This window comes from Planctomycetaceae bacterium (assembly GCA_041398785.1).
Lineage (GTDB): Bacteria > Planctomycetota > Planctomycetia > Planctomycetales > Planctomycetaceae > JAWKUA01.
The window spans coordinates 233260-250705 of the sequence record JAWKUA010000003.1; the positions used below are offsets into that span (position 1 = coordinate 233260).

Annotated in this window: 13 protein-coding genes; 8 read left to right on the plus strand and 5 right to left on the minus strand. The window is 59.9% G+C overall.

What is annotated here, in order from left to right; translation table 11 throughout:
* Window positions 1-148: 148 nt before the first annotated feature.
* Window positions 149-2155 carry an ATP-dependent zinc metalloprotease FtsH gene (gene ftsH, locus R3C19_04900; protein ID MEZ6059681.1) on the plus strand — a complete coding sequence of 669 codons (2007 nt, stop codon included), beginning with the start codon at window positions 149-151 and terminating at the stop codon, window positions 2153-2155.
* A gap of 5 nt (window positions 2156-2160) precedes the next feature.
* Here the strand turns inward: ftsH and R3C19_04905 are convergent, their stop codons facing one another.
* The 3 genes from R3C19_04905 to R3C19_04915 all read right to left on the minus strand — a co-directional run bounded on the left by R3C19_04905 (window position 2161) and on the right by R3C19_04915 (window position 6162).
* A complete protein-coding gene (locus tag R3C19_04905; protein MEZ6059682.1) occupies window positions 2161-3402 on the minus strand; it encodes a hypothetical protein in 1242 nt (413 codons plus the stop codon).
* Window positions 3399-4178, minus strand: a complete 780-nt coding sequence (locus R3C19_04910) for an ABC transporter ATP-binding protein (GenBank protein MEZ6059683.1) — start codon at window positions 4176-4178, stop codon at window positions 3399-3401. Before R3C19_04910 ends, R3C19_04905 begins: the two co-directional genes overlap by 4 nt.
* 502 nt (window positions 4179-4680) lie before the next feature.
* Window positions 4681-6162, minus strand: a complete 1482-nt coding sequence (locus R3C19_04915; protein MEZ6059684.1) for an aldehyde dehydrogenase family protein — start codon at window positions 6160-6162, stop codon at window positions 4681-4683.
* 120 nt (window positions 6163-6282) lie between these two features.
* Here R3C19_04915 and R3C19_04920 point away from each other — a divergent pair, with 120 nt between their 5' ends.
* From R3C19_04920 to R3C19_04950, 7 genes are all read left to right on the plus strand, one after another.
* A complete protein-coding gene (locus tag R3C19_04920) occupies window positions 6283-7038 on the plus strand; it encodes a hypothetical protein (protein MEZ6059685.1) in 756 nt (251 codons plus the stop codon).
* A 166-nt stretch (window positions 7039-7204) separates the two neighbouring features.
* The gene (locus tag R3C19_04925) at window positions 7205-7783 is read left to right on the plus strand and encodes a hypothetical protein (protein ID MEZ6059686.1); all 579 of its coding nucleotides are present in this window, start codon (window positions 7205-7207) and stop codon (window positions 7781-7783) included.
* Window positions 7784-8141: 358 nt separating this feature from the next.
* Window positions 8142-8777: a sigma-70 family RNA polymerase sigma factor gene (locus R3C19_04930; GenBank protein ID MEZ6059687.1), complete on the plus strand. Its 636-nt coding sequence runs from the start codon at window positions 8142-8144 to the stop codon at window positions 8775-8777.
* Complete coding sequence (locus R3C19_04935) at window positions 8774-12226, plus strand: serine/threonine-protein kinase (protein ID MEZ6059688.1); 3453 nt, start codon at window positions 8774-8776, stop codon at window positions 12224-12226. The genes R3C19_04930 and R3C19_04935 overlap by 4 nt, the downstream gene beginning before the upstream one ends.
* Window positions 12227-12370: 144 nt before the next feature.
* Window positions 12371-13045 (plus strand): transposase, encoded by a 675-nt coding sequence (locus R3C19_04940; GenBank protein ID MEZ6059689.1) that lies wholly within the window; start codon window positions 12371-12373, stop codon window positions 13043-13045.
* Window positions 13046-13448: 403 nt separating this feature from the next.
* The gene (locus tag R3C19_04945; protein MEZ6059690.1) at window positions 13449-14117 is read left to right on the plus strand and encodes a hypothetical protein; all 669 of its coding nucleotides are present in this window, start codon (window positions 13449-13451) and stop codon (window positions 14115-14117) included.
* Between the two features lie 117 nt (window positions 14118-14234).
* The gene (locus tag R3C19_04950) at window positions 14235-15020 is read left to right on the plus strand and encodes a hypothetical protein (protein ID MEZ6059691.1); all 786 of its coding nucleotides are present in this window, start codon (window positions 14235-14237) and stop codon (window positions 15018-15020) included.
* 86 nt (window positions 15021-15106) lie between these two features.
* On the opposite strand, the gene R3C19_04955 is transcribed toward R3C19_04950, so the two are convergent.
* Together R3C19_04955 and R3C19_04960 are read right to left on the minus strand one after the other, a co-directional pair.
* Window positions 15107-16228, minus strand: a complete 1122-nt coding sequence (locus R3C19_04955; protein ID MEZ6059692.1) for a molybdopterin dinucleotide binding domain-containing protein — start codon at window positions 16226-16228, stop codon at window positions 15107-15109.
* Window positions 16229-16249: 21 nt separating this feature from the next.
* Window positions 16250-17446: a molybdopterin-dependent oxidoreductase gene (locus tag R3C19_04960; protein ID MEZ6059693.1), complete on the minus strand. Its 1197-nt coding sequence runs from the start codon at window positions 17444-17446 to the stop codon at window positions 16250-16252.

Here is a 17446-nt window from a genome sequence, read left to right on the forward strand (position 1 = left end):
GCCTCCAATTGTGGAGAGGCCAGCCAAACCGGGTCAGGTCCTAACGGAAGCAGCCCTGCGGTGTTCGGTTCTCTGGTGCATGCGGAGGTAGCGTCTCGCTCCTTCATTCTGTCCGAACAGCGACGGCGACAGCCGGATTGCAGCGAGTATGACCGAGGATAGGGAGCGTCCGTCCGCCGGGCCACCAAAGAAACGCAGACCCGGAGCCGCTCCGGATGCTTCCGAAAAGCCGGGTCGCGGTCCGTTCGGACCGATGACGCTGGTCTTTATCGTCCTGCTGCTGCTGGGCGGCTACTACATCTTCAGCGCCCCGGGAAGCCACGGAACGCAGGTCCCGTACGGATTCTTCTGGAACGAACTGCTGAAGGACAACGTCAAGTCCGTGCAGTTTCACGGAGAAATTCTGACGGGTGAATGGAAGACTGTTCCGCAGTCAAAGCCCGAAGGTCTGACCGGCACTCTGAAGAAGGAATTCAATACGGTGCTGCTGCCGCCGTATGCCGAAGACCGCGAGCTGGCCGCTGAACTGAAAAAGCACGGACTCACCAGTCTGAGCGCCGAACGCACGTCGCTGGGACCGGGCAGCGAACTTTTGATTTGGTTTTCAGTGCCGCTGCTGTTGCTGCTGTTTATGTTCATCATGATGCGCCGCACCGCTGATCCGTTCAGCGGCGGCGGCATGATGGGCAGCTTCATTCGCAGTCCTGCCCGGCGGTTCGAAAAGGAAGAAGGAGCAGTCACGTACGACGATGTGGCGGGACTGAAGACGGCCAAGCAGGATCTGCAGGAAGTTGTCGAGTTTCTGAAGTCGCCGGACCGGTTTCTGAAACTGGGTGCCCGGATTCCCAAGGGAGTTCTGCTGGTCGGGCCGCCCGGCACAGGCAAGACTCTGCTGGCACGCGCGACCGCGGGCGAAGCTGGAGTCCCCTTCTTTTCGATCAACGGATCAGAGTTCATTCAGATGTTCGTCGGCGTTGGTGCGACGCGCGTCCGGGATCTGTTCAAGACCGCTCGCGAGTCCGCTCCGTGCATTATCTTTATCGACGAAATCGACGCGGTAGGACGCGTTCGCGGCGCCGGTGTCGGCGGAGGCCATGACGAACGCGAACAGACACTGAACCAGATTCTCAGCGAGATGGACGGGTTCAGCCAGTCGGAAACCGTGATCGTCCTTGCGGCAACGAATCGTCACGACGTGCTCGACCCCGCTTTGCTGCGGCCCGGGCGTTTTGATCGGCATGTCACTGTGGATCGTCCTGCCAGAGACGGCCGCCTGGGAATCCTGAAGGTTCATGTTCGCAAAGTCCCGCTGGCCGACAATGTCAGCCTGGAAGACCTCGCTCAGACAACGATGGGCTACTCCGGCGCCGAACTGCAGAAGCTCGTCAACGAAGCGGCGATTCATGCGGCCCGTGAAAACAAGAAGCGCGTCGAGATGGAGGACTTTCTGTTCGCCCAGGATCTCGTGCTGATGGGCGCGCGCCGCGATGAAGTGATGGACGACGAAGAAAAACGGCTGACCGCCTGGCATGAAGCCGGTCACGCGGTTCTGGCGTGGTATCAGGAAGGCATGGATCCGGTCCACAAGGTGTCCATCATCCCGCGCGGCCGCGCACTCGGTGTGACGCAGTTGATGCCCGAAAAGGAAATCCACAACGTCGCGGAAGACAATCTTCGGCTGCGACTGGTGATGATGATGGGCGGCCGGGCGGCTGAGAAACTGGTGTTCAATCAGTATTCCGCCGGAGCCGAAGACGACATCGAACGCGCCACGAAACTCGCGCGGCGCATGGTGGCAAGCTGGGGCATGTCCGAAAAGGTCGGTCCGGTTTCGTTCAAGCAGTCGGAAGAACATCCGTTCCTTGGCAAGGAAATGCACAGCTACCGTGAATTCAGTGAAGAGACCGCTCGCATCATCGACATGGAAGTGCAGCGGATCATGCACGAAGTAAATTCAACGGCCATCGAGATGCTGTCGCAGCATCGCGAACAGCTCGATGCGCTGGCCGAGGCGCTGCTCAAACACGAAAACCTCGAACGCAGCGAAGTGGAAAAAATCCTCGGCCCCCGCCCCGGCGCAAAGCCCGACAACGCGCCGGAAGAACCTTCGGCATCAACCGCTTCCGAACCGCCCGCCGACCAGAACAACGGCTGAGGCAACTACGTGAGTTGGTCGAAGGATTTTGTGTTTGGCTTGCCCGCAAAGACTCGTGCGGGTGCCGTCAGCTTCCAGTTGTTTGGGTCCGGCCCAACGAGCAGAAACGTCCAGAGTGTCAGCACTGCCGCGACCGGCGTCAGGATATGCAACGGAACGGGAAACCACAGCCTGCCAGCCAGCATCAGGACCAGCGGTACCACGCCGACAAGGATCGGCGCCACGATAATCTGATCGTATCCGGGAATAATCCAGCGCAGCGTCAGCAGCCTGCCGAGAGGGTTGATTGGCGAAGCGTGATTTCCGCCGACAAGCGCAATCCGGAACGCCATCAGAAACATCGTGCCATAGATCAGCAACATGATGGTTGCGCCCTGAAGAACGCTTTCGTCTCGGACATGTATCAGGAACGCATGAAGCCACCATCCTGCCATAGCGGAAGTCATCATCCGTTCGCCGGTGCTGATCGATCGCGTCGGTACCCAGGGCGAAAGCGAGCTGAAAGGCCAGCCCAATTCTGACGGCGGAAGCTTTTCAGGCGACGACTGATCGTCAATCGTTCCGCCGGATCGAGTCTTCATCGATGTCCAACGCGTCTTGATTCGGCTTCCCCAAACCGTTGTCTCGTCCCACGGAAATAACTTCCAGCTACTGCTGAGTCCCGCGAGAGCCACGAGCCATCCAGCCAACAGGCACGGCACGGCCGTGGCGGGAAACCACGCACTGAGTTGAATTCCTGCCGCCAGCAGGAAAAGCGATATCCAGGCCGGCGGTCGTGGTCGAGTCAGCCAGACAATGATTGCGACAGTTGTCCCGTGCGATAGCAGGCATGTCAGAATCGCACTGATCGCGTCCGGCCGCTTGAGGCTCGGATCGAACAATGTACGGGAGTCCGTCAGCAGTGAGGCCAGAACTCCAATGACGACTGCGTCCGCCCACAGCGGATGGACCGCTCCGATCGGCAAAGGCATCCCGCGTTTCCATGGAGAATTCTTCAGCCATTTCAGGTATTCAGAATTGAACAGCGGGTGAAAGGACAGCACACGGTGCATTCCGTAAATAAGCATCAGGCCGACAATGCCAAAATCTCTGGCAAGCAGTGCGGAGTCTGCCGCTTCACCGGGGCCGTCGATACTGCTGATCGCTGCCCAGGTGACTTCCATGCTCAGCAGCACAACAGCAGCCGTCAGTGCAAAGACCGGTGGCGGAAAAACCTGTCGCATCCCGGACATGATCTGTATTCTCATTGCGAGACTCTGCTGAAGTAGTGGTCGACGTTTTCCAGAGTTTCAGGGCTGGTGAGCGACGCCAGGACGTCGCTGAGTGGTCCGCCGATTCCCGTTAATCGCCGGAGCCCGTCGAGCGACTCATGGGCGACAACATGACCGTCGCGGACGACTACGAAGTTGTCGGCGAGATCCTGGATGATTTCGGGCGCGGGAGCCGTCAGCACAACCAGATAGTCGTGTTCCCGCGCAAGCCGCCGCAGGACGTGCTTCAACGCCAGAATTCCGGCAGGGTCCAGGCCGCCGCCAAATGGTTCGTCCAGCAAAAGAATGCGAGCATCCGTGATAATGGCCGAGGCGAGCGCCAGCTTCTTTTGTTGCCCATTCGAATATGAGCGAATCGGCCAGTCGGACTCGCGAGACAGGTTGAACAACTGGAACAGGCCGTCGGCATGCGCGAAGAGTCGGTCCACGGCGATACCGTAGATCGCCCCGACGCTCAGCAGGAACTCCCGTCCAGTGCGATGTTTCGGCAGCCACGGACGGTCTGGCAGGAATACGGCACGTCGCCGGATCTCAAGTTCATTCTCGACGGTGGAACGGCGAACCATTCCGTCCACTTCGACGGTACCCTTCTGCGGCGACAGAACTCCGGCTATCACTGACAGCAGTGTCGTCTTGCCCATGCCGTTGGGCCCAACGATCGCAGTGACACCCGGTCCGCGAATTTCCAAGTCCAGCTTTCGCAGCACCGGGCGCACGCCATAGTGCTGGGTGATTTCAGTGAGCCGGATCATCTGCGTTCCGCCGGTTCAGGGACACGATTTGAATCACAGTTCTTGATCAGGAAACGGCACGGCGACCGGATGGGTCACTGAATTTTCACCAAAATGGTTCGTCTGGCCAAAAAATCGGATTTGCAGCGAATACCCCGTGTATTGGTGGACCGACGGGCGCAAACCACGCGCTCCCGCCGCACCGTGCGGCTCGCGGCGGGAATCGTGTTCAACGCGGCGTCAAGGCGTTCGGCGTCCTCAGTTGACGCGGATTATTCACGGGCTTGTACGACGTGACTCCGATCCCGTCGAATTGCAGCGACGGGTTCGGAGTCCCGTCGTACAGTGTGCTTCTTGCCGATTCGAGACCACATCCGTTTCCAGGACGCTTTACGTCAGGAATTGCTGATCTCGTGAATAATCCGGGCCGGGTGCAATCAGCGCAGCACATCGCAGACTTGGCGACGTCGCCCGTCGGTGCGCGCTGGGTGTCGGAGTTGCCGAAGCTGTCGGTCGGAAGTGCTCAACCACCGAGGCTCATTGTGACCGTTTTCAGTTCGGTGTAGTTGGCGAGTCCCGCCTGGCCGAGTTCGCGGCCGATGCCGCTCATCTTGAAACCGCCGAATGGTGCTCCCGCGTCGAAGACGTCGTAGCAGTTCACCCAGACCGTACCGGCTCGAACAGCGGCGGCGATGCGGTGAGCCTTTGTGACGTCGCGAGTCCAGACGGCGGCCGCCAGACCATAGAACGTGTTATTCGCCCGGTCGATCACTTCGCCGACGTCCTTGAACTTCAGGATATACATGACCGGACCGAAGATCTCGTGCTTCGCGATATCCATGTCGTCGGTCACGTCCGTAAAGACGGTGGGTTCCACAAAGTAGCCGGGGCCGTGAATTCGCCGGCCGCCGGCGACGCATTTGGCTCCCTGCTTATTGCCGCGATCGATGAAGTCCAGAATCTTGTCCATCTGAGCCTGGTCGACCTGCGGGCCCTGAGTCGTTTCGCTGTCGAAGGGGTTCCCCAGCACGCGCTGGCGAGCCCGCGCGACGACCTTCTCGACGAATTCATCGTGTACCGACTCTTCAATGAACAGCCGGCTGCCCGCGCAGCAGCATTGCCCCTGATTGAAGAACAGTCCGAATTCTGCTCCCGCGATCGCGGCGTCCAGATCGGAATCAGCAAACACAATGTTGGGACTCTTGCCGCCCAATTCGAAGGACAGGCGCTTCAGTGTCTGAGCGGCATCCTTCATGATGATTTGAGCGGTGGCTCCTTCGCCCGTGAACGCGATCTTGTCGACCTGCGGGTGCTTCACCAGAGCGGCACCGGCGGTCGGTCCATAACCGGGAACCACGTTGATGACTCCCGGCGGGAACCCGGCTTCCAGAGCCAGTTCGGCCAGCCGCAGGCAGGTCAGCGGAGTCTGTTCGGCGGGTTTCATGACGATGGTATTGCCCGTGGCCAGCGCCGGTCCCCATTTCCACGCGGCCATCAGCAGCGGGAAGTTCCACGGAATGATCTGACCGCAGACACCGATCGGTTCTCGCCGCGTGTAACAAAAATAGTCGCCGCGGACGGGAATCGTGTCGCCATGAACCTTGTCGGCCCAGCCGGCGTAGTACCGCAGACAATCGATCACCAGCGGCAGATCGGCCGCTCGTGAATCACCGATCGGTTTCCCGTTGTCCAGAGTCTCCAGAGCGGCAAGTTCTTCCAGGTTCTTTTCGACCAGCTCGGCCAGCTTGTACATCAGGCGGCCTCGGTCGCGAGCGTCCATTCGTGACCACGGGCCGGTTTCGAACGCGGAGCGGGCGGCGTGAACCGCCAGATCAATGTCTTCCGCGTCTCCTTCCGCCACTTCGCAGATGACTTCCTCGGTTGCCGGGTTGATCGTTTCAAATGTTTTGCCGCTGACGGACGAGCGGAATTCGTCGCCGATCAGAATTCCGGTCTGTCGGATTCCTGGTGCCGTTGCTGTTCCGGATTCAGTTGCCAGGGACATCTGCATTCTCCCGCGTCGATGTGGTGTTCATGTTGAATCGCCGGTCAGCCCGGCGAACTCTGCGACAGTATGCCAGCGATGGGTGGGATTTTCGACCGAAGCAGCCGGAATCCGCGGCCGGTGCTGCACCCGATTTCGGGAGTGAAGATCTGCGAATTCGAATACAATCCGGCCGTGCTGACCGGCGCGAGTTGTCATCAAACGTCGCTGCCGATTCCCTTCACAACGTATCGAGTACCCGATTTCATGGACGACTTTATCCGCGCTGTCAGCGAGATGATCGACGAACACTGGGTCAAGTTCGTCACGGCTGGTGCGTTTACGGCGCTGGGCTGGCTTATCGCCCGCCGCCGCGCGGCGCGCGACTGGAAGAAGCGGGAGTTCTTTGACCGCATCAACTTCTCACTGAACAGCATTCGCGACGGTACGCTGCGGATTCGCACGCTGTCGGAAAAATCCTGTTCCGACGTGTTCCTCAACAAGGTCGCCACCGACCAACTCATCCGGCTGGCTCAGCAGACGACCGCCGAAGATCCGATCGTGCCGATCCCGCAACAGGATTGCTGGTACTACCTCAATGCGGTCCTGAATGAACTGTCCGAACAGTTCGCAATTGGCCTGATTCAGCGCGATGTCGGTCATCCGGTGCTGGCTGCGGAATACGTGATCTGCATGACCAACGAATGCGACGGCGAAGTTCGAACTCGCAAGGTGCGAGCGATGGTGATTCGCCGCGACCTGTTGACGAACCTGCCGGCCGAGTTTCCGGAATTTGAATCTCCCAACCACAGAATCCGCTGGAAAACTCTGCAGCAGCTGCAGACCGCATACAAGTCGACGCCCTGGAAGTTTCTGACGGTGGAACTGACCGTGTGAGTCCGCGTGATCGTGGCGGGATCGGAAGCACCGCCACGGTCCGTCGGACGGATTTCGCGATTCTGCCGGTATTGGGATAGAATGCCTCTGGACGTTTTCGCGGGTTTTTCGTTTGATGGATGCCATAGGGAACTCACCGGCGCTGTCGTTACAGGGAGTCGTCATCATGCTTCGTTCAAAAGCGTTGTTGTTCGCGACGTTGTTCGTGCTGTCTGCCTGCGCTGAAGAATCCGCCGCACAGATCGGGTTCAGTGTGACTCAGCAAAACGGCGTTATCAGCGGAGGCGGCATGACGGTTGGCGGAGTCGTCTCCGGCGATCGCAGGATGGTGAATCTCGGACTATCGGCCTCCGCAAACAATCTCGTCGTGCAGGACGCCATCACCAGAGGCGCCCTGAACGCCGCGATCGCCGCTCGCCGTGATCGCCTTCCGGATGTCGATCAGTTCGTCCGCAACGTGAAGCAGTTCGATCGTGATCAGAACGAATTGCTCGACAAGGACGAACTGCGGCAGGTCGGCCTGGCGGTCATCAAAGAACTTCAACAGATGCGGGGGCGGAATAGCCCCGAAGTCGCCAACGCCTACGCGAACGGCGATGTATCGGGCAACAAACAGCCGACAACCGGACAACTGGCGGAGATCTTTGTGCAACGCTGCATGGCCTACGACGCCAACAGAGACCAGGCATTGAATGCGACAGAAACCAAACGCATGGCCGCCGCCCTGATCCGCTCCCTAATCTGACTCCGGCCGTTCGCGCGAGCCTGGCGTCCGCGATTGGAGTCGTATCACGTCGCCGATGCACGGGAGCATGTCTTGTGGTCCGGGAAGTACCCGCGGTGCTTTCGCAAGTCCGGGATAACCGACGCAACGGCGGGGTGGTATCGGCCGGCAGACTGTTCTCCGAATCGCAAAGTCAGATCCCTTCGCGCGCGTTCTGCAAGAGCGCATGGTGGCTGGCCTCGGCCATCGACAGGGTTGCATTGACTGAACAGTCACGGCAACGATACTCACATACGGGAATCACTGCCCCGAACGATCGTCGAGGCACATTGGGCGAATGCGGGGTGCCTGACTGGTCCTCACACGGACGCGATTGCGAATGTCCAATCACGGTGTCAGCGATACAGACGACCTGCTGCGTCGGTCTGCCAACGGGTCCGCCTCCGCAGTCGAACGATTATTTGGCCGGTATCGCGATCAGTTACGCAGAATGGTCATCGCGCGTCTCGATGGACGCTTCCTTCGCCGTGTCGATCCGTCTGATGTGATTCAGGAGACTCTGGCCGAGGCACATCGGCGGCTTCCGGACTACCTGCGCGACCGCCCGATCGCGTTTTATCCCTGGCTGCGACAGCTTGCCGCTCGGCGGCTGACGGCCGTCCATCGCCACCACCTGGCGGCATCGAAACGCAGCATCGTTCGGGAAGATACGCCGGTGCCGCCGATATCGGAGGATTCACTACCCGATCTGGCGACTCGTGTTGTCGGATCACTTGCGGAACCCGCGGACCAGGTGGCGCACCGGGAAACCCTTAGAGCTGTCGCTGCCGGACTCATGGAATTGGCTGATGACGATCGCGAACTGCTGATCCTTCGTCACGTTGAGCAGCTATCCGTAGCCGACACCGCTGCCGTACTGCGTGTGGCTGAGGGAACCGTAAAGTCGCGCCACTACCGGGCGTTGAATCGCTTGCGTTCAATTCTGAAGAAGGCTGGAATCGACGGCGACGCATGAGTACGACTGACGAAATCCCCGTGGAAGATCCTCAACTGTTGAACCTGGTCGAGGATCTGACCGACGCGCTAACGGACGGAGATGATTCTCTTGTCAGCCAACTGCTGGCAATTCACCCGCAATATGAAGATCGGCTGCGCGAACTGTTGCCGTGCCTGCGTGCAATGACCGGGCTGCCGAATCTCGAAATCCGGACCACTGATCTCGCGAGGAACTGTTCATCAAACCCGGACGGCGTTGAACGGCTTGCCGCATACACAACGCTCGGCGACTTCCTTCTGCTGCGTGAACTAGGCCGCGGCGGCATGGGAATCGTATATGAAGCAGAACAGGTTTCTCTGGCAAGGCGAGTGGCCCTGAAGGTGCTTCCATTTGGATCACTTTCCGACCAAATGCGGCTGAGACGGTTTCGCAATGAAGCCTATGCCGCCGCTCAGCTAAGTCACCCCAACATTGTCGACGTGTACGGCATTGGCTCCCACGACGATCGGCACTTTATCGCCATGCGTTTTGTTGACGGAGCAAATCTCGCGCGCGTGCTGCGAACCGATCTGCCGGACAGGACTTCCGAGTGCCGCGGCACTCAGCCGCACGGAACAACTCCGCTTCCGGCCCAGTTGGCGGAATTCCGTCAGGCGCCGCAGCCGCGCCAGACATGGTTTGGCCGGCGCTCTCATGCGGTCATGAATCCTGCAGCGCGGCTGAATCGAGTTCCCGAAAAAGATTCCGCTTCAGTCAGCGGTGATGAAGCCCCCGGGCCACTAAGGCCGCCTGGCGACTTCAACCAGCGCCAGATTTGGGTCGCTTTGATTGGAACGCGGGTGGCTGCGGCACTTGAGCACGCTCATTCTCAGGGTGTCATTCATCGAGACATCAAACCGTCAAATCTGATTGTGGATACCGACGGCAAGGTCTGGGTCACTGATTTTGGCCTGGCTCGCGTTGAATCCGACCCGGCCCTCACGGCATCCGGCCATTTGCTGGGCACGCTGCGGTATATGAGTCCCGAGCAGGTTCGCGGCAACCGGCTGGGCGTCGACCACAGAGCCGACATCTACTCCCTGGGAGCTACGCTGTACGAGATGCTGGCCGACGAACCGATGCTGTCCGCTGTCGAACAGCCGGAGCTGCTGCAGCAGCTGTTACACGAAGAACCTGTGCCGTTGCGGCAACGACAACCTCTGGTTTCGCGCGATCTTGAGACAATCGTGATGAAAGCTGTGTCCTTCGATGCGGCTGACCGATACCAGACGGCGGCGGAACTCGAAGTCGACCTGAGCGCGTTTCTGGAACACCGACCGATTCAGGCACGCCCGCCCACAACGGCGGACCGGTTTCTGAAATGGTGCCGCCGGCATCGCCGACGGCTCGTGATCGGTGGCCTGGCCGCTGCGATCATGTTCGTTGTCGTCAGCGTCGTGGCATTTGTCGCCTGGCACGAACGGTCACAGCGAATCGTCGAACAGTACCTTCGGCAACAGCAGCAGGCGGTGATTGACCGGCAGCGTGACGCGACTCGCAACCATCGCTACGTCGCCAGTCTGCAGCTCGCCTGGCAAAGCTGGCAGGGGACCGATGGGACGGGAATGCGCCGGCGGCTGCTCGACTGTGTGCCGGCAGAAGCAGAAACCGATCTGCGCGATTTCGCATGGCACTACCTGTGGAGAATTCTCGAGGAAACGCCGGAGCCCTTCGGGAAACACACAGGCGAAGCTTTCCACATTACGCAGTCACCGGACGGAAAGCTGCTGGCCACCAGCGGTTCCGACGGCGTGCGGCTGTGGGACACAACAACCTGGCAGCCGGTCAGGCACCTGTCGGAACACACGTCCGATGTGAACTTCAGTGAATTCACGCCCGACGGAACCCGCACGCTGTCCGCCAGCGACGACGGCACGGTGAAGATTCGGGACACACAAACCTGGGAAGTATTGGATTCCGTGCAGTGCGGCTGGTGGGTTGTCGCGGCTCACCTGCTGCCCGATCACCGCCGGCTGGTCGTCGCCGAACGACGCGAAACGCGGAACGGACGGGAAAGCCGTGTCCGTGCGTTTGACCTGAAGACCCGAAAAATGCTGTGGCAGGCCAGCCAGAGAGGCTATATCCAGGCGATGATTGCAGTGCCCGGTTCGTCTCACGTGGCCGGTGTGAATGACGGCGGCTGGTTCTTTGTGCTCGACGCCGACACTGTGGGCGATCCCGCCATTATCAGTCGGCGAAATCCCGGCGGCATGGTCAGTAGTGTTGCAGTGGATGTCGCCGGGCGCTTCGTGGCCGCCGGTATTGGCCAGGACATTTTGGTGTGGCCGCTGAATTCCAAGCGTCATACTCCATTGCTGAGTCTGCCGGGGCCGCACAACAGCAGCATTGAATCGCTGAGTTTCACACCGACCGGCGAACTGATCTCGGCAGATCGAGGCGGATGGGCCGTCATCTGGAACGTTGACTGGGACTCTGAGCCACCCGCTCTGATCAGCTCCCGTCGGTTCAAGTACCACGTCCCGCTGTGGTGTGCCCGGGTTACGCAGGATGAACGCTGGCTGGTCACGTCCGATCGCCACGGCCAAATCGTTCGCTGGCCGACGAAGGAACTGAGTCCCTCCGAGCCACGGCGCATCCACCTGGCTGATGTCGACCGTCTTTCGCTTCACGACAAGCTGCTGGTCGCCACGTGCTCCTGGCGTGACGCTATCTCGTCAAACGGTCGCATCGGCTGGCTGCTGCAATCGGGCAGCCGGCTGCAGACGTGGGATCTGCAGGAAGATCGGCCCATCGATACAACACTGCTGGCAGACATTGGGGAAAGCTACCGCGAAGTTGTCGGCGTCTACGTTTCACCTGACGGGCGCCGTGTCGGAGCCGCGATCGACCACCACCTGCGGTTTTTCGATCACGCAACCGGCCGCTGGGACTCCGGCGACCTGTTCAACGGCCGGACAGGCTGGCACATGGCGTGGGCACCGGACAACCGACGAGTCGCTGCCGGGTCCACTGATGGAGTGACTTACAGTGTCGAAATCGTCGATATTGTCACCGGGCAGCGACAGGTGCTGCCGCACCGGTACGGAGGCGTTCCCCAGGCCTGGTCGGCGGACGGCGCTTTCCTGGCAACATCCAACAGCGACGGCACGGTGTCGCTTTGGGACACGTCAACCTGGTCGGAAGTCGATCGATTCGTGGCATCTCCGGACGCAGGTGTGTCGCTGGCGATCTCACCCGACGGCCGGACCCTTGCCACGTGTGACGGAAGTTCTGTCACGCTGTGGAACTTCGCAACACGGCGCCCCTGCTTTTCCCTGCCTGTGCGCCGACTCAATCACGGACTACTGCGGTTCTCGCCCGATGGCCGCCATCTTGGCCTCGAAGGCGTCCACGAAGGCAAGCGCCAATTGCTGGTCTGGACGCTGGACAGCACATCGTCATCCGTCGGTCAGTTTCTCCGAAACTGACGCAGCGTGACGATCAGTACCCTTCAGCCAAACCCGCGGTCACCGGCAACCCGCTCCCCAAACAACATCTTTGGGCGTCAGCTCCCCAAATGCGCGATCAACCGGGTTTCGGAGAAACCTGGCGACGGCTGTTACACTCCGATCATGGCCAACACACCACTTACTCCCGATGACCTGCGGTTCTTCGATCGCGACGATGACTTCTCCATTCGATGGAATCGCCTGCCGCACTGGACTCAGGCGGGCACGGTCGTGTTCATCACCTGGCGAACAGAAGATTCCATGCCGCAATCCGTCGTGCGCCAGTGGCTTTCCGATCGAGACGACATCCTGAGATCTCATGGCATCAATCCCCAGGGGGACTGGCGTGCCCGGGTGAGCGCCCTGCCTTTGAATCATTCATTGCGAATCAAATGGCAACTCATCAATCGCTTTGACGAACGACTCGACGATTGTCACGGAGCGTGCCTGCTCCGTCGCCCGGACGTCGCGACGATCGTTTCGGACAGCCTGCTGAAGTTCGACGGTGACCGCTACCTGTTGACGGATTTCTGCGTGATGCCTAATCACATCCACCTGCTGGCGGCGTTCCGGACCGAAGAACTGGCCACACAGCAGATTGCCGGCTGGAAACGCTTCCAGGCTCGTCAGATCAACACCCTCTTGGATCTGAACGGAGCATTCTGGAAGCATCAGAGTTTCGACCATCTGGTCCGCAGCGAATGCCAGTTTCAGCATCTGCGTCGGTACATCGCCAACAACGGAATCCACGGCCACGTCCCGGCTGACGAGTTCACGCACTGGACACGTGAGTTGTAACCCGTCGGTCAGTTTCTCGAAAACTGGCCCCGTGACGGTTGCAAACCTGAATGAACAGCGGTGTTTGCTAAAGTCGAATTCCGATTCGTGGCCGGATGGCAGCAGCACGGCACAGGCATGCTCGTCCAGGTTTCGGAGAAACCAGGCGACGGCTGTGGGTCAGTTTCTCCGAAACTGACCCGGTCGCAGCACTCGACACCGTTCCGCCAATCGCAGCGATGATTCTCTCGAAAATCCGGAAACTCACGATTTTTCCGGGAACCGATCGGCTATTTCTGCGGGATTCGGAGTGACAGAGTGTTCTGAAGGACAGGCGGCCAGCCCCGGCGGGGACTCGTCAGCCGCGGCACCGCATGTCTGTCGCAGATGTACCCCTCATTCCGACCAGGTCACGGAGATCTCAATGCCCGCCTCACGCACACGTGTTTCGCAGATTCTGATTGCCGCTGCCATTGCGGTGTTCACCGTTCTGAGCCAGCCAGCAGCCCTGGCGCAGGTTGATCGCTTTCAGCCTGTGGATCAGGGATTGCTCGGCACGCAAACCGGACTGATCTGGGGCCATCACTTCAAGGAAGTCAATGCTGTTTACAGCCGTGCCACGCCTCTTTACACGTGGGATTGGGCAATGGCAACAACTGTCATTATCGAAGAGGACTGGGATCCGGAAGGCGATGAAGAATGGCTGTACCTGACTTATCAGGAATTTTCAGACACATTGTACGGCCCGGTTGACGTCGAAGGCGGCGTCTGGCGGCTGCCGACTCGGGATGAACTCCAGGACGCCATTGGCGCGGGGATGATGCTTCAGTTGGACATGAGCCCGGCCGACGGGCTGCAACTGTTTGATCCGGTGACATTCCATGACGCGGTCTGGTCGTCAACGAAGGGCAAGAAGAAACGTGGCGGCTTTGACTCGGCATATCGAGTGAGCCTGATCGACGGATCGTCCGACAACATCACTGTCGGCAGTGCGCTTTGGGGAGCGATCCCGGTGTTCGACCCAACCGGCGGCGGCGATGACAACAGCGGTCCGGGCAACGGCAACGGCAACGGGAACGGAAAGAACAAGTAGCGGGCAGAACAGCGTCCATGCGCCACCTGCGTAGCCCGAATGCGTTCCGTTTCGGCCAAACGACCGCAGCAGTCTGTCGATCGGCGACTTCGACCGACCACAGGGTCGCCATACAACATGCGCGCGTGGCGCGGAGATCCAAAAGAAGCTGACTCCAATAACCTGCTCTGGAGAGATATGACCATTATGAAACGGATTCTCGTCGTCACCGTAGTGGCTCTTGCACTCTTCCCCACTGAGTTGGCGCTTGGGGATGTTGTATTTGTCGAGGATTTCTCATCCTCGCTCAGTCCGTCGCTCGTAGTTGACGCGAATTCGGGCTGGGATTTGACGGTTGCAGGCGGCCGGGCGAATACAACAAAGTCGGCGGGCATCGCGGGGGCGTCCGGGGTCAGAGTGAATACGAGTTTTCGAGTGACGGGTGATTTCGAAGCGTTCATCGGTATCGAACCGCAGCAAACGACAAGCTCCGTAGGACTTCTGGCGTTCTTTGGTGACGGCTCGGTTGCCGCCGACGTCTTCTATTTTGCGAATCAAAAGCTGGCGAATTTCTTCTTCCCTGAAGGGCTCATTCCGACGGGCGGCGGTATTACAAGCCTTTCAGCGTCCAGTCTTGGAATTGTGCGAACCGGTAACCAGGTTGAGACATTCTACGATGGCAATCTCGTGGCAGCACTGTCGGATCCTCGGTTCGCACAAGCGGCGGGTTTTCAATTCTTCCACCTGGAAGAGCGGCCGGGCACGCTTGGAGCCACCTCGGCATTCTTTGACGATTTCAGCATTCGTGCCGACGGGATCGTGGCTGTGCCCGAACCAAATTCGCTGTTATGGTTTTCGTCGGCCGCTGTTGGGCTTGTGTGCATCGCCTGGAAACGCCGGCGAGTGACGGATCGATTTTGCTGAAATGGCAGCTAATGTCCTGCGGTGGCTTAGCCCGAAAGTTATCGCCCGGTGAACGCGCCAATGGGCCGGTTCCCGGAGGAACTCGGCTACGATTTGCGGACGGCTTCTGCGGCGACCCGGATCCTGACTCCCTTGAAACCGGGGGTCTTTGATTGCGGGTCCACTCGGTGAGGCACCAGGACGTTGGCTTCCGGGTAGTACATCAAGGCGTTGCCGGCTCGGATGTCGAAGGGGCGGGCATGGAACAGCCGAAGTTCTCCGGCGGCGCTGGTGATTCGCACCTGCTGATCCGGCTGAAGTCCCAATCGCTGCAGATCAGCGGCGTTCATGAGGATCACGTTGCGGCGGTCCTGACCGCGGTAGACGTCTTCGTCGTCGTAGACCACGCTGTTGAACTGGCCTTCCGAACGCACGGTCATCAGCCGCAGTTCGTTTTCCGTGATGGTGTTATCGGGAAGAGGCACGGCGTGGAACGTCGCTTTGCCGGTTGCTGTCGGGAAGTGGTAATTCTCGACGGCCCGACCCGTGACGTGGAATTCCTGCTTCGAGGCATCGATGCCCAGCATATGTTCGTAGCCGGGAACGAGTTCTCCGATGAGCTGACGGATGGCGGCGTGGCTGCGAAGTTCCGCGAAATTGATTCGGCCCGTACGATGGGACTCCGATCCCGTCGCATCGGTGTGCTGCGTGTGGGAAGGCGAGGCCCCCGGCGCGCCGCTGAGACGCTGGACTTCCGTTGGCTGATGCGGATCGCCAGCCGCCGCAGCCTCCCGAAGCTTCGACTGGTTTGGAGACGCATCGTACGGAAAGACACGTTCAGCCACGGCGGCCAGGATCGACACTTCGCTGCGAGGTCCCTCAAACCTGGCCGGGCCACCTTCGCTGAGCCGCACGTAGCTGAACATCGATTCCTGCGTCGTCGGCTGCGGTTCCTCGTCACGCGGCAGCACAGGGAGAATCAATGTTTCCTGGCCGAGTCCGTTCACGTGGCCGGTGTTCAGCGTCGTTGACAGATGAACCAGCGTCGTCAGGCGGTTCATGGCTTCCGCCGCGTACCGGTGGTCGGGATTGCTTCCGAACAGATTGCCTCCCAGGCACAGCGCGAAATCCATCTCACCGCGGTGAGCGGCATCCATGCAGGCCATCGTGTCCAGGCCGGGACTCGTCGGAACGTCGATGCCCAGTTTCTGCTCGAAGCGTTCCAGCATCTTTCGTTTTCAAAGCCGGAGTCACTCCGACAGAACCGAGTCCCTGCACGTTGCTGTGTCCGCGAATCGGCATGACTCCGGCGCGCGGCGACCAACCATGCCTCGCAGCAATGCGACGTTGGCGATCATCTGAACGTTTTGCGTGCCGTGCAGATGATGAGTAATCCCCATGCACCAGCCGATCACAGCGTTCTTGGACGCGGCGTACTGAGCCGCGATGTCTGCGATTTGTTCGCGATTGACTCCGCTGCCCGAAACGATGTCGTCCCACGACGTGTCTCTGACCATCGCCGCGAATTCTGCGAAGCCTTCGGTGTGCTGATCGATGAACCTTCGATCGTGCGCGTGCTGTTCCAGAATCTCCTTTGCCACACCCGTCAGCAGCGCGAGGTCGCCGCCGATGTGCGGCTGAACGTAAGTGCTGGCAATTTCGCTGCCGAACAGCAGGCTGCGGACATCGCTGGGAACCCGGAAGTTGACCAGCCCGAGTTCCTTCGCCGGATTTACGACAATCACTTTTCCGCCCCGGCGGCGCAGTTCCATCAGAGACTTCATCAGCCGCGGATGGTTCGATGACGGATTCGCTCCAATCAGCATGTACAGATCGGCGGAGCGCAGGTCTTCCAGCCGAACGGTGCCGGCTCCCGTGCCGATGCTGGCACCGAGCCCGACTCCGCTGGCCTGATGACAGTAGTAGCTGCAGTTGTTGACGTAGTTCGTCCCGAACACTCGCGACATCAACTGCAGCAGGAATCCGGCTTCGTTGGACGATCGCCCGCTGGCATAGAAAAAACTTCGCTGCGGTCCGGCGGACTTCATCGCGGCGGCGATCCGGTCCAGAGCTTCGGACCAGCCGACGGGCCGATAGTGTTTCGATCCGGATTCCAGCAGCAGCGGTTCCACGATTCGCCCGCAGTATTCCAGTTGCCGTGACGACATCGAAGCCAATTGGCTCACGCTGTACTGCTGCCAGAACGATGACGGAATGGCTCCCTGAAGATCGGAAGCCATTGCCTGAAACGACTTCTTGCAGACTTCGGGAAAGTAGCCGCCTTCGTTGACCATTCCTCCAAGCTGCCCGCCCATGCCGACCGCGCAGGTCTTGCAGGCGTTCTTCGATCGCATTGCTTTCCACATCTTCCACCAGCCGACACGACCGGCCAGCCTGATGCTGTAACCGACGGCCTTCCAGCCGCCTCCGCTGCGAAGCTGTTTCAT